This window comes from Cellulomonas sp. plas2 (assembly GCF_057221735.1).
Genome location: NZ_CM170155.1, coordinates 973,862 through 987,035, shown reverse-complemented (window position 1 = coordinate 987,035; position 13,174 = coordinate 973,862). Strand labels below are relative to the sequence as shown.

The 13,174-nt window shown below is 75.8% G+C and carries 12 protein-coding genes; 4 read left to right on the top strand and 8 right to left on the bottom strand.

Features of this window, described 5'->3' with window-relative positions; translation table 11 throughout:
* The 4 genes from AC2TDM_RS04480 to AC2TDM_RS04465 all read right to left on the bottom strand — a co-directional run bounded on the left by AC2TDM_RS04480 (position 1) and on the right by AC2TDM_RS04465 (position 4,524).
* Entirely contained in the window at positions 1-957 is a 957-nt protein-coding gene (locus AC2TDM_RS04480; protein ID WP_090032039.1) for a 1-phosphofructokinase family hexose kinase, read from the bottom strand.
* On the bottom strand, positions 954-1,715 hold the full coding sequence (locus AC2TDM_RS04475; RefSeq protein ID WP_484635920.1) for a DeoR/GlpR family DNA-binding transcription regulator: 762 nt from the start codon (positions 1,713-1,715) through the stop codon (positions 954-956). The genes AC2TDM_RS04480 and AC2TDM_RS04475 overlap by 4 nt, the downstream gene beginning before the upstream one ends.
* 245 nt (positions 1,716-1,960) lie before the next feature.
* Complete coding sequence (locus tag AC2TDM_RS04470) at positions 1,961-3,361, bottom strand: class II fumarate hydratase (RefSeq protein WP_484635919.1); 1,401 nt, start codon at positions 3,359-3,361, stop codon at positions 1,961-1,963.
* Between the two features lie 38 nt (positions 3,362-3,399).
* Positions 3,400-4,524, bottom strand: a complete 1,125-nt coding sequence (locus AC2TDM_RS04465; RefSeq protein WP_484635918.1) for a GuaB3 family IMP dehydrogenase-related protein — start codon at positions 4,522-4,524, stop codon at positions 3,400-3,402.
* A 219-nt stretch (positions 4,525-4,743) separates the two neighbouring features.
* On the opposite strand from AC2TDM_RS04465, the gene AC2TDM_RS04460 reads away from it, so the two are divergent.
* Positions 4,744-5,502, top strand: a complete 759-nt coding sequence (locus AC2TDM_RS04460) for an exonuclease domain-containing protein (protein WP_484636384.1) — start codon at positions 4,744-4,746, stop codon at positions 5,500-5,502.
* A 9-nt stretch (positions 5,503-5,511) separates the two neighbouring features.
* Here the strand turns inward: AC2TDM_RS04460 and guaB are convergent, their stop codons facing one another.
* The 3 genes from guaB to AC2TDM_RS04445 all read right to left on the bottom strand — a co-directional run bounded on the left by guaB (position 5,512) and on the right by AC2TDM_RS04445 (position 9,315).
* Complete coding sequence (gene guaB / locus AC2TDM_RS04455; protein ID WP_484635917.1) at positions 5,512-7,029, bottom strand: IMP dehydrogenase; 1,518 nt, start codon at positions 7,027-7,029, stop codon at positions 5,512-5,514.
* Between the two features lie 108 nt (positions 7,030-7,137).
* A complete protein-coding gene (locus AC2TDM_RS04450; protein ID WP_090032030.1) occupies positions 7,138-7,848 on the bottom strand; it encodes a response regulator transcription factor in 711 nt (236 codons plus the stop codon).
* A gap of 294 nt (positions 7,849-8,142) precedes the next feature.
* Positions 8,143-9,315 (bottom strand): MerR family transcriptional regulator, encoded by a 1,173-nt coding sequence (locus AC2TDM_RS04445; RefSeq protein ID WP_484635916.1) that lies wholly within the window; start codon positions 9,313-9,315, stop codon positions 8,143-8,145.
* Positions 9,316-9,563: 248 nt separating this feature from the next.
* Between AC2TDM_RS04445 and AC2TDM_RS04440 the strand changes: the two genes are divergently transcribed.
* Positions 9,564-9,860, top strand: coding sequence for a WhiB family transcriptional regulator (locus AC2TDM_RS04440; protein WP_090032026.1), 297 nt, complete (start codon positions 9,564-9,566; stop codon positions 9,858-9,860).
* A 332-nt stretch (positions 9,861-10,192) separates the two neighbouring features.
* Here the strand turns inward: AC2TDM_RS04440 and groES are convergent, their stop codons facing one another.
* Positions 10,193-10,507: a co-chaperone GroES gene (groES, locus tag AC2TDM_RS04435; RefSeq protein WP_090032024.1), complete on the bottom strand. Its 315-nt coding sequence runs from the start codon at positions 10,505-10,507 to the stop codon at positions 10,193-10,195.
* 189 nt (positions 10,508-10,696) lie between these two features.
* Here groES and AC2TDM_RS04430 point away from each other — a divergent pair, with 189 nt between their 5' ends.
* Together AC2TDM_RS04430 and AC2TDM_RS04425 are read left to right on the top strand one after the other, a co-directional pair.
* The gene (locus AC2TDM_RS04430) at positions 10,697-11,905 is read left to right on the top strand and encodes a class I SAM-dependent methyltransferase (RefSeq protein ID WP_090032022.1); all 1,209 of its coding nucleotides are present in this window, start codon (positions 10,697-10,699) and stop codon (positions 11,903-11,905) included.
* Complete coding sequence (locus tag AC2TDM_RS04425; protein WP_090032020.1) at positions 11,902-13,110, top strand: glutamate--cysteine ligase; 1,209 nt, start codon at positions 11,902-11,904, stop codon at positions 13,108-13,110. The genes AC2TDM_RS04430 and AC2TDM_RS04425 overlap by 4 nt, the downstream gene beginning before the upstream one ends.
* Positions 13,111-13,174 lie beyond the last annotated feature (64 nt).

The following is a 13,174-nucleotide window of genomic DNA, read 5'->3' as shown; positions in this document are numbered from 1 at the left end:
TCACAGCTCCTTGAGGGCGAGGCGGGGGTCGGGCCCGACGACGACACGGACCTCGTCGAGGTGCACGTCGGCGGGCGTCGGGGTCGCGGTGCCGGGCAGCAGCACGGCGGCGCGTCCCCAGGCGACGGCCGTGCGCAGGCGCGTCGCGGGGTCGGTCGCGGGGTCCTCCGCGGCGAGGTAGCCGGCGAGGGTGGTGTCCCCCGCGCCGACCGTGGAGGCGGCGACGAGGGGTGCTCCCCCGGCCCACCAGGTGCCCTCCGCCCGCACGAGCAGCGCGCCGTGCGACCCGAGGGAGACGAGGACGGCCCGCGTGCCACGGGCGATGACCTCGGATGCGGCGCCGACGACGTCCCCGACCGTGACGAGGTCACGGCCGACGAGCTCGGCGAGCTCCTCGTCGTTGGGCTTGACGAGCTCGACGCCCCCGGCGGCGACCGCCGCGGTGAGCGCCGTGCCCGAGGTGTCGAGCACGTAGGGGACGCCGTGCCGGGCGGCGAGCGCGCCGACGCGGGCGTAGAGGTCGTCACCCGCCCCGGCCGGCAGGCTGCCGGCGCCGACGAGCGCGCGGGGCGCCAGCGCGAGCTGGGCGTCGACCGCGTCGAGCAGGGCCCCCACCTCGGCGTCGGACAGGACGTGGCCGGGGGCGTTGACCTTCGTCGTGGCGCCGCCGATCTCGGCGAGCGTGAAGTTGGACCGCGTCGCGCCGGAGACGGGCACGGCCACGGCCGGCACGCCGACCTCGGCGAGCAGCGCGGTGAGGTGCGCGCCGTCCGCGCCGCCGACCGGCAGCACGGCGACGGAGGCGACGCCCTGCGCGACGAGCGCGCGGGAGACGTTGATGCCCTTGCCGCCCGGGTCCGTGTGGGCGGCGACGGCCCGGTTCACCTCGCCGAGCTCGACGTGCTCGACGTCCAGCGCGCGGTCCAGCGACGGGTTCGGGGTCAGCGTGACGATCATGCCCGCACCACCCGGGGGCCGGCGGCCTCGATCTCGTCGACGAGGTCGCCGTCGACGCCGTCGTCGGTGACCACCGTGTCGACCTCCGACAGGGCGGCGACGCGCGCGAACTCCGAGCGGCCGATCTTCGTGTGGTCCGCCAGCACGACGGTGCGCCGGGCGGCCTGGACGAGCATGCGCTTCACGGCGGCCTCCGCGAGGTCGGGGGTGGTGACGCCGCGCTCGACGCTCAGCCCGTTGGTGCCGAGGATCGCGACGTCGGCGTGGATGTCCTGCAGCGCGCGCTCCGCCCAGGTGCCGACCGCGGCCAGCGTGCGCCCGCGGACGGTGCCGCCGACGAGGTGCAGCGTGATGCCCGGCCGCGTGGCCAGCACGGTCGCCACCGGCAGGGCGTGCGTGACGACGGTCAGCTCGCGGTCCGTGGGCAGCATCTCCGCCAGGCGCACGGTCGTGGTGCCCGCGTCGAGGATGACGGCGCCGCCCTCGGGCAGCTCCTCGAGCGCGGTCTTGGCGATCCGCTCCTTCTCCCCCGACAGCACCCGCTCGCGGTCGGCGATGCCCGGCTCGATGCCGAGGCGCTCGACCGGGATGGCGCCGCCGTGCACGCGCCGCACCAGGCCGTGCCGCTCGAGGGCGGTGAGGTCCCGGCGGACGGTCTCGGCGGTCACGTCGAGCTCGGCCGCCAGGGAGGTGACGTCCACGCGGCCCCGCTGGCGGGCCCACGCCAGGATCTGCTGGTGGCGCTCCGGTGCGTACACGTCGTCGACTCCGTCGTGACGGGGCGCGCTTCTCTGCTGGCGCCGTGGTAGGACCAGGATGCGCCGGGCCGGAGCACCATGTCAAGCCCTTCCGGGCAGATTCGGGCGCATTCCCACATCCGGATGGAGACCGGTCCTGCCCGTTCTTCCCCGCCCGGGTGACCCCCGGTGCCCGACGATCCCCGGGTACGCCACAGGGCCAGGTCCCCGCGGGAACCTGGCCCTGCCGGCGGCGGCGCGGCGGGTCAGCCCCGCGGCGGCGCCGTCATGGAGAGCACGTCGAGGGCCTGGTCGAGGGTCTCGGTGGTGAGCTCGCCGCGCTCGACGTAGCCCAGGTCGAGCACCGCCTGGCGGATCGTCAGCCCCTCCGCCACCGCGTGCTTGGCGATCTTCGCCGCGGCCTCGTAGCCGATGTGGCGGTTCAGCGGCGTGACGATGGACGGGGAGGACTCCGCGAGCTCCAGGCACCGCTCGACGTTCGCCGTCGTGCCGGCCACGCACCGGTCCGCCAGGTGCTCGGACCCCCGCGCCAGCAGGGTGATCTGCTCGAGCAGGTTGCGCGCCGTGACCGGGAGCATGACGTTCAGCTCGAACGCCCCGGACGAGCCCGCGAAGACGATGGCCGCGTCGTTGCCGATGACCTGCGCGCAGACCTGCAGCACCGCCTCGGGGATGACCGGGTTCACCTTGCCCGGCATGATCGACGAGCCCGGCTGCAGGTCCGGCAGGGCGATCTCGCCCAGGCCGGCACGCGGCCCCGAGCCCATCCACCGCAGGTCGTTGCAGATCTTGACGAGGGACACCGCCACCGTCCGCAGGGCACCCGACGTCTCGACGAAGGAGTCCTGCGCGCTCTGGGCCTCGAAGTGGTCCGCGGCCTCGACGAAGGGCAGCCCCGTCCGCTCGGCGACGAGCGCGATGACCCGCTGGGGGAAGCCGGGCGGCGTGTTGATGCCCGTGCCGACGGCCGTGCCGCCCAGGGGCAGCTCCGCCAGGCGCGGCAGCACCGCGCGGACCCGGGCGATGCCGTGGCGCACCTGGGCGGCGTACCCGCCGAACTCCTGGCCGAGCGTGACCGGCGTGGCGTCCATGAGGTGCGTGCGCCCCGACTTCACGACGGTGGCGAACTCCGCGGCCTTCGCCTCGAGGGTCGTGGCCAGGTGGTCCAGCGCGGGCAGGAGGTCCGCCTCGAGGGCGGCGTAGGCGGCGACGTGGATGGAGGCCGGGAAGACGTCGTTCGACGACTGCGAGGCGTTCACGTGGTCGTTCGGGTGGACCGACGCTCCGAGGCGCTCGGCGGCGAGCGTGGCCAGCACCTCGTTCGTGTTCATGTTGGAGCTCGTCCCCGAGCCCGTCTGGAACACGTCGACGGGGAACTCGGCGTCCCACCGGCCCTCGACGACCTCGTCGGCGGCGGCGGCGATCGCCTCGGCCAGGTCCTGGGCGAGGATCCCGCGCTCGGCGTTGGCCAGCGCCGCGGCCCGCTTGATCTGCGCCAGCGCGGCGATGTGGTGCCGCGCCAGGCCCGTGCCGGAGATGGCGAAGTTCTCCACCGCGCGCTGCGTCTGGGCGCGGTAGCGGGCCTTCGCGGGCACGCGGACCTCCCCCATCGTGTCGTGCTCGATGCGGTACTCGTCGTCGGACATGACCTACCTCTGCGATCGGGGACGGGACGGCGAAGGGCTCAGCGGGGCTGGTACGGCGACACGACGACCTCGACGCGCTGGAACTCCTTGAGGTCGGAGTACCCGGTCGTCGCCATCGCGTGCCGCAGGGCGCCGACGAGGTTGAGCGTGCCGTCAGCCGTGCGCCCGGGGCCGAACAGGATCTGCTCGAGCGTGCCGGCGGTGCCCACGTGCACGCGCTCGCCGCGGGGCAGCCGCGGGTGGTGCGCCTCGGAGCCCCAGTGGTAGCCGTCACCGGGCGCCTCGGCGGCGCGTGCGAGGGCCGCGCCGAGCATGACGGCGTCCGCCCCGCAGGCGATGGCCTTGACGAGGTCCCCGGACCGGCCGACGCCGCCGTCGGCGATGACGTGCACGTACCGGCCGCCGGACTCGTCGAGGTAGTCCCGGCGGGCGGCGGCCACGTCGGCGACCGCCGTGGCCATGGGCGCGTGGATCCCCAGCGACGTGCGCGTCGTGTGCGCGGCGCCGCCGCCGAACCCGACGAGGACGCCCGCGGCGCCGGTGCGCATGAGGTGCAGGGCCGCGGTGTACGTGGCCGCGCCGCCGACGATGACGGGCACGTCCAGCTCGTAGATGAAGCGCTTGAGGTTGAGCGGCTCGGCGCGCGCCGACACGTGCTCGGCCGACACGGTGGTCCCGCGGATGACGAACAGGTCGACGCCGGCGTCGACGACGGTCCGCCAGTGCTCCTGGGTCCGCTGCGGCGAGAGGGACCCGGCGACGACGACGCCCTCCGCCCGGATCTGCCGGATGCGCTCGGCGATGAGCTCTGGACGCACGGGCGCGCCGTAGATCTCCTGCAGACGCGCGGTGACGCCGTCCGCCGGCAGGGCCGCGATCTCGTCGAGCAGCGGCTGCGGGTCCTCGTGGCGCGTCCACAGCCCCTCGAGGTCGAGCACGCCGACGCCACCGGCGCGGCCGAGCGCGACCGCCGTCGCGGGGCTCATGACGGAGTCCATCGGCGCCGCGAGGATGGGCAGGTCCAGGTGGTAGGCGTCGATCTGCCAGCCGACCGAGACCTCCTCGGGGTCGCGGGTCCGGCGGGAGGGGACGACGGCGACGTCGTCGAAGGAGTACGCCCGACGCCCGCGCTTGCCCCGGCCGATCTCGATCTCGTTGCTCACGCGGCCCAGGCTATCGGCCGCCCACGACGCCGGTGCGCCTGCCCCGGCCTGTCGGTGGCCGGTGGGACGCTGGCGCGCGGACGGCCGGACGGACGTCACGACGAGGAGCACGACGCGACCGGATGAGGTCGTGCGGCGAGGGACGGGACGGGACGCGTGCACGGCAGCGACGGCAGGCGCGGGGCGCACGGACCGCTGGGCCGCTGGGTGGGCCGCGTCGTGGCGGGCGCCGCCCGGCGCACGTGGGCACGTCCGGCGTCGTGGACGCGGGGGCCGCTCCTGGGCTTCGACACGGAGACCACCGGGGTGGACGTCGCCCGGGACCGGATCGTCGCCGCGGCGCTGGTGCTCCGCGACGCGCACGGCACCCGCGTGCGCTCCTGGCTGGTCGACCCCGGGGTGGAGATCCCGGCGGCGGCCAGCGCCGTGCACGGCATCAGCACCGCGCACGCGCGCGCCCACGGGCGCCCGCCGGCCGCCGTGCTCGACGAGGTCGCCGCGGCCCTGGCCGCCGCGCTGGCCGAGGGCACGCCCGTGGTGGCCTTCAACGCCTGCTTCGACCTGTCGATCCTCGACGCGGAGCTGCGCCGGCACGGCCTGCCCACGCTGCCCGAGCGTCTGGGCCGCGCCGCCGCGCCGGTGCTCGACCCGCTCGTGCTCGACCGTGCCCAGGACCGCCACCGGCGCGGCCCCCGCCGGCTGGGCGACCTGTGCCGGCTCTACGGCGTGACGGCCGACGGCGACCTGCACACCGCGCACGTCGACGTGCTGGCGACGCTCGACGTGCTGGGCCGCCTCGTCGAGCGGTTCCCGGCGCTCGGCGACGCCGAGCCCGCCGAGCTGCACGCCTTCCAGGCCCGGGCGCACCGGCGCTGGGCCGAGGCCGTCAACGCCCGGCGCCGCGAGCGCGGCGAGGCCGGCCCGGACGCGAACCCGTCCTGGCCGGCCCTCGTCGTGCCGTCGCCCGTCGCCGCCTGACCGCCCGCCTCAGCGGCCCGTGTAGTTGGGCGCCTCCACCGTCATCTGGATGTCGTGCGGGTGCGACTCCTTCAGGCCCGCGGGGGTGATGCGGATGAACCTCCCGCGCTCCCGCAGCTGGGGGATCGTGTGCGCGCCCACGTAGAACATGGACTGGTGCAGCCCGCCGATGAGCTGGTGCGCCACGGCCGACAGCGGCCCGCGGTAGGGCACCTGGCCCTCGATGCCCTCGGGGACGATCTTCTCGTCGGAGGCCACGTCCGCCTGGAAGTAGCGGTCCTTGGAGTAGGAGATCCGCCCGCGCGAGGCCATGGCCCCCAGCGAGCCCATGCCCCGGTAGTGCTTGTACTGCTTGCCGTTGACGAACACGAGGTCGCCGGGCGACTCGTCGCAGCCGGCCAGCAGCGAGCCGAGCATGACGGTGTCGGCCCCGGCCACCAGCGCCTTGGCGATGTCCCCGGAGTACTGCAGCCCGCCGTCGCCGATGACCGGCACCCCCGCGGGACGGCAGACCTGCGCGGCGTCCCAGATCGCAGTGACCTGCGGCACCCCGACCCCGGCGACGACGCGCGTGGTGCAGATGGAGCCGGGCCCGACGCCGACCTTGACCGCGTCCACCCCGGCCTCGACCAGCGCGGCCGCCCCCGCGGTCGTCGCCACGTTCCCGCCGATGACCTGCACGTGCGCCATGGACGGGTCGGCCTTGAGCCGGCGCACCATGTCGAGCATGAGCCGCGCGTGCCCGTTGGCGGTGTCGACGACGAGCACGTCGACGCCGGCCTCGACCAGCGCCGTCGCGCGCTCCCAGGCGTCCCCGAAGAACCCGATGGCCGCCCCGACGCGCAGCCGGCCCTCGTCGTCCTTCGTCGCCGCCGGGTACTGCTCGGACTTGACGAAGTCCTTGACGGTGATGAGCCCGGCGAGCACGCCCTGGGCGTCCACGAGGGGCAGCTTCTCGATCTTGTGCTTGGCCAGCAGGGCCGCGGCGTCGTCGCGCGCGATCCCGACGGGGGCCGTCACGAGCGGCATGGGCGTCATGACGTCGCGGACGCGCAGGCCGTCCCACTGCTCCGCGGGGACGAAGCGCAGGTCCCGGTTGGTGATGATGCCGACCAGGCGCCGGTCGGGGTCGACGACGGGCAGGCCGGAGACCCGGTAGGTGCCGCAGAGGCGGTCGAGCTCGGTGAGCGTCGCCTCGGGGCCGATGGTGACGGGGTCGGTGATCATGCCCGACTCGGACCGCTTCACGCGGTCGACCTGGTGGGCCTGGTCGGCGATCGACCGGTTGCGGTGCAGGATGCCGAGGCCGCCCTGGCGCGCCATGGCGATGGCCATCCGCGACTCCGTGACGGTGTCCATCGCCGCGGACAGCAGGGGGACGCGCACGGCGATCGTGCGGGTGAGCTGCGAGGAGGTGTCCACCTCGCTCGGGATGACGTCCGTCTCGCCGGGGAGCAGGAGCACGTCGTCGTAGGTGAGGCCCACGCGGGCGAACGGGTCGTGCGTCGGGGTGCCCGGTTCCGTCATCGCCCCAGGATACGTGCCGGTCGCGCAGCCCCCCGGACGCGTCCGGCCCGCCCGCGGGGTGCGGACGGGCCCGGACGGCGATGCCGCGAGCGCGGCGGGACCAGCAGGTCAGCGGATGAGGCCGCGCCGCAGCCCGATCGCGACGGCCTGCGCCCGGTCGGCCGCCCCGAGCTTGCGGAAGAGGCGCCGGGCGTGGGTCTTGATGGTGTCCTCCGACAGGAACAGGCTCTGCCCGATCTGCGAGTTGGACTGCCCGTTGCTCATCCCGACGAGCACCTCGACCTCGCGCTTGGTCAGCACGATCATCTGGCCGTCGGGGGCCACGACGCTCGCGCCCGCCGAGCCCGGCGCGTCCGAGGCACCGAGCGAGCGCGGGTGGGGCAGCGCCCCGACCGGGGCGCTCGCCACGGGCCGGCCCGCCTCGCCGGCGACGCCCATCGGGCGCTGCTGCACGGGCGAGGCCATCACGTGCGCGGCCACCGCCGCGAGCTCCGCCCGGCCGACCTCCGGTGCCAGGAAGCCCCGCGCACCCAGGGCCAGGGCCTTGTCCAGCGACTCGGCGTCGTCCGGCATCGCCAGGATGACCACCGCCGTCGTCGGGGACAGCGCCCGCAACGCCCGCACCGCGTCCACCGCGCCGGGCGCCCCGATGTGCGCGTCGAGCAGCACCACCGTCGGGGGTACCCTCCTCACCAGCGCCACCAGCTCGTCCACCGACCCCGCCGCGCGCACCGGCGTGAGCGCGGGGACGCCGACCGATGTCACGACGAGGCGCTCGCGGATCATCGCCGAGCTGTGGCAGATCACCACTCCCGCCATCACGACCTCCTCCAGGTGCCCGCCTCGCGCGGACGACTTCCCGACCCATCGGCGGGCCGGGCACCGCTGTGAGCGCAGACCGGTCCGGCGGGGCGGGCCGAACGGGTGACGGGGCCTCCACGACGGTGGCAGCGCGGTGCTGCCGCGGCACGACGGCGCGCGTGATGTCCCCCGGACGGGCGATGGGCGCAGGGCTCTCCCGCGCTGCCGGAGAAGGGTTCGGGGCGGGCCGCCACCCGGATGGGTGATGTGAGCCACGATGCGGGCCCCGGGGCGTGGCGGGGCCGGAGGGCGTCAGGCCCCGGCGACCCCGTCGGGCCAGGGAGCGGCGGTCGCCGCGGGGACCGCGCTGGCGAGCACCTCGTGCAGCAGCCCGGTGAACGTGCGCGCCCGGTGGACCGACCGGCCCCAGGGCATGCGGTCGATGGCCTCCTCGGGGACGAGCAGGAACTGCGGCAGGTCCGGACGGTCGGCGACGAGTCGCTCGACCACGTCGGCGGGTGCGTCCGCCCTGCGCGACAGGTGCACCACCGCCGCGGGACGCGTCATGAGGACGAGCTCCGCGGCCTGGTGCGCCCGGACAGGGCCGCTGACGATGCGCGCGTCACGCCCCCGCGTGCACAGCGCGGACGCGAGGGCGTGCACGAGCAGCGGCCGGTCCTCCCCCGGCGGCACGACGAGCAGCACCACCGGCGCGCCCGCCGTCGGCTCCCCCATCGACCGGGCCCGGAGCGCGCCCAGCGCGCAGCCCCGCAGCACGGTCGGGGCGTCCACCCCCGGGCGGTCGACCTCGGTGCGCCGGTGCAGCAGCGTCCGCGCGGGGTCGACGAGGTCGGTCCACCAGCGCTCGACGTCACCGCGGGTGCCGAGGTCGAGCAGGGCCGCGCACCGGGCCTCGTCGCCGGCCACGGCCGCGTCGACGACGGCCTGCGGCGTCGGCACCGGCCGCGTGGCGGACGCGCGGGTCCGCTCCTCCCGCGTCTCGGGGCGCTGGTCGGCGCGCGGCTCGGCGATCAGACCGGCTGCGGGCAGGGGCTCGACGGGACCGGCGCCGTCCGTGTCCGCGAGGCGCACCTCGATGCCGTCCGCGCGGCTCAGCCCCGGCAGGACGGTGCCCGGCGCCCCGGGCACGACCTCGGCCTCCCGCGCCAGACGGGCGGCGTCGCCGGGCGCCACGCCGTCCAGGGTGAGGCGCCGCATGACGAGCAGCCGCTCGACGTCCTGCGGCGAGTACCGCCGGTGCGCGCCGGCGGAGTGGCCCGAGGGACCCAGCCCGTACCGCCGGTCCCACGTGCGCAGCGTCGCCGGGGCCACGCCCAGCCGCTGGGCCACCGCCGCCACCGCGAGCCCCGGGACGACGTCGCCGCCCGGCTCCGCGTCGGGGGCGGTCGCCGGCCCGTCGGCGGCGGTGGCGCGGTCGGCGTCCCGGTCGCTGGCGCGATCGGTGGCGCGATCCGGGCGGGGCATGGCCCGATCATGCCAGCCGGACGCCGACCGAGCCCGGCCCGTCCCGGTGGTCGACGTGGCAGCGGGTCAGCACCGCGCCATGGACCGCTCCGGAACCGGTCGAAATTGGTCAGGGTCAGACCCTTGAACAACTTCTGGCGCGGTTGTAGCGTTGCTGCTCAGCAGGACGGAGCGGGTGCCGAGGCACCGGGACTCCGAGGCCCGCACCACGCACTGACCGGCCCCCGGGCCGACACGAGGAGGACGACATGGCGGAGATCTCGCGACTGCCCGGACCGGTGATGGACCTGTGGGAGTGGCAGTTCGAGGGCGCGTGCCGCGAGGCCGACCCGACGCTGTTCTTCCACCCCGAGGGTGAGCGCGGCGCCGCCCGTCGTCGTCGTGCCGAGGCGGCCAAGGCCGTCTGCGCCACCTGCCCGGTCATCGAGCAGTGCCGCAAGCAGTCGCTCAGCGTGCGGGAGCCCTACGGCGTGTGGGGCGGCCTGTCCGAGGACGAGCGGGCCGAGGTCCTCGCCCAGCAGTCCGGTCGGCGCGCCGTCGTCTGACCCTTCGGCCGGCGCCCTGCGCCGGCTGCACCAGCTCGCCGCCGGCCCTGCGCCGTCGGCTCTCCAGGACGGGCCGCGGCCCGGCGCGGCAGGGCGCCGGGGACCGCGGCCCGTCTGCGTCCCCGGGCAGATGGCACCGCCGGTAGGTCGGCGGTCGACCACCACCACGTCGTGCGTGCCGACCGCGCCGCCCACGACCACGACCACGACCACGACCACGACCGAGGTGCGCACCCCCATCGGTGCGACCCCGGCACGCGCGACGACAGAGGCCCCCCGTCCGTCAGGACGAGGGGCCTCCGTGCTGCTGCCGCGTCACCGCGGCGGCGGGGTCACTTCGTGACGACCGCCAGGATGTCGCGCGCGGAGAGGATGAGGTACTCCTCGCCGTTGTACTTCACCTCGGTGCCGCCGTACTTGGAGTAGATGACGACGTCGTCGACGGCGACGTCCAGCGGGACGCGGTTGCCCTTGTCGTCGATCCGGCCCGGGCCGACGGCCAGGACGGTGCCCTCCTGGGGCTTCTCCTTGGCGCTGTCCGGGATGACCAGACCGAACGAGGTCGTCTGCTCCGCCTCGAGCGTCTTGACGAGGATGCGGTCCTCGAGCGGCTTGATGCCGACCTTGGACTCCGTGGAGACCGTCACAGCGGACCTCCCCTTCACGTGTGAGGGAACTGCTTGCGGATGTCGGTTGCCACGCTGCGGGCCACCGTCGTCGCGGGTGCCGGGGCCTGTCGCGTGCCGGTGCTCACTGTAGGAACGCGTTAGCACTCGGTCAAGGCGAGTGCCAGCACGCCTCCCCGCCCCGCCGGAGGGGCGTGGGAGGATCGCGACGTGGATGCCGACGGCCTGGCCCAGCTCCTCTCGCCCGAGGGGTGGGCGCTGCTGCAGGCCCTGCCGCCCTACGACGAGGACCGCGCGATGGCGCTGTCCACGCGCCTGCGGGCCGACGGGCTGGACCCGGCCCTCGTCGCCGCGGCGCTCACGCAGTCCCGGCTGCGGGCCCGGGCGCGGGCGAAGTTCGGGGAGTTCGCCGAGGGCATGCTGCTGACGCCCGCCGGCCTGGAGCAGGCGACGCGGCTCGTGGTCGCCGCGCGGCACGCCCGGCGCTACCGCGACGCGGGCTGCACGCACGTCGCCGACCTCACGTGCGGGATCGGCGCGGACAGCCTCGCGCTGGCGGGCTCGGGCCTGCGCGTGCTCGCCACCGACGTCGACGAGACCACCGCCGCCCTGGCCACCGTGAACCTGCGGCACTTCCCCGAGGCACGCGTGCGGCAGGCCGACGGGCTGTCCCTCGACCTCGCGGCGGAGGGCGTCGACGGGGTCTACGCCGACCCGGCCCGGCGCACGGGCTCCGGCAGCCGCCTCTTCGACCCCGCCGCCTACCTCCCGCCGCTCGACGCGGTCCTCGCCCTGCGCGGGCGCGTCCCGGCGCTCGGCCTCAAGCTCGGCCCCGGCGTCCCGCACACCGCGCTGCCGGCCGACGCGGAGGCGCAGTGGGTGTCGGTCGGCGGCGACGTCGTCGAGCTGGGCCTGTGGTTCGGGCCGCTGGCGCCGGTCGGCCCGGCCCGCAGCGCCCTCGTGCTCGACGAGGCCGGAGCCGCCCACGAGCTGCGCGCGCCCCTCGTGCCCGGCACCGCCGAGCCCGAGCTGCCCCCCGTCGACGCGGGACCCGTCGGCGGCTACCTCTACGAGCCGGACGGCGCCGTCATCCGCGCCGGCCTCGTCGCCCTCGTCGCCCAGGAGGTGCAGGGACGCCTCGTCGACCGCACGATCGCCTACGTGACCTCCGACGTGCGCCACGCCGCGCCCACGGCCACCGCCTACCGCGTGCTCGACCGCATGCCGTTCGGCCTCAAGGCCCTGCGGTCCTACCTGCGCACGCGCGGGGTCGGGCGGCTGACCATCAAGAAGCGGGGCACCGCGGTGGTGCCGGAGCAGCTGCGGCGCCAGCTCGACCTGCGCGGCGACGCCGAGGCCACGGTGGTGCTCACCCGGGTCGCGGGCGCGCAGACCGTCCTCGTGGTGGAGCCGCTGTGAGCGCCGCCCCCGCCCGCCTCGACTTCGCCGCGTCCGAGCGCTCGACGGTCGGGCTGGAGTGGGAGCTCGCGCTCGTCGACGCCGACTCCGGGGACCTGCGCCAGGCGGCCGAGGCGATCTTCGCGCAGGTGCGCCCCGGCGACGCGGACCGCTGGCGGCTCACCCCGGAGCTGCTGCTCAACACCGTCGAGGTCTCGTCGGGCAAGTGCACGACCATCGGGGAGGCGGTCGCGGACCTGCGGGCCGCCACCGACGCCGTCGCCGCCGCGGCGAGCCCGCTGCGCATCGAGCTCATGGGCGCCGGGACGCACCCCTTCGCGCGGTGGGACCAGCAGCGCGTCACGGACAAGCAGCGCTACGCGACGCTCATCGACCGCACGCAGTGGTGGGGCCGGCAGATGCTCATCTACGGCGTGCACGTGCACGTGGGCATCGAGGACCGCGCGAAGGTGCTGCCGCTCTCGCGCGCGATGCTCACCGTCTTCGGCCTGCTGCAGTCGCTCTCGTCGTCCTCACCCTTCTGGGACGGCGCCGACACGGGCTACGCCTCGAACCGGGCCCTGCTGTTCCAGCAGCTGCCGACGGCGGGCCTGCCGTTCGGCTTCGACCACTGGGAGCAGCTCGAGCAGTACGTCGGGGACATGCTCCACACGGGCGTCATCGACGCGTTCGACGAGGTGCGCTGGGACGTCCGGCCGGCGCCGCGCTTCGGCACGCTGGAGATGCGCATCGCCGACGGCGCCTCGAACCTGCTGGAGGTCGGCGCCATCTCCGCGCTGACGCACTGCCTCGTCGAGCACTTCTCGACCGTGCTCGACGAGGGTCGCCCGCTGCCCACCCTGCCGCCGTGGTTCGCGCAGGAGAACAAGTGGCGCGCGGCCCGCTACGGCATGGACGCCATCCTCATCACCGACGCGTCGGGCGACGAGGAGCTCGTCACCGACTCCGTGAGCCGGTGGCTGCGGGTGCTCGAGCCCGTGGCGGAGCGCCTGGGCTGCGCCCGCGAGCTCGACGAGGTGCGGGTCGTGCTGCGCAAGGGCGCGTCGTACCAGCGCCAGCGCGCGGTGGCCCGCCGGCACGCGGGCGCGCTGCGGCCGGTCGTCGAGCACCTCGTCGCCGAGCGCCACGCCGGCCGCCCGCTGCAGTCGGCGGCCGGCCCGTCGGCCGGGTCCCGCCCGACGGGCGCGCCTCGCCCGGGCGGGTGACGATGGGGAGGCCCGGTGCGCCGGCCGCCCAGAAGCGGCGACCCCTGGACCGCACGGGGCTCCC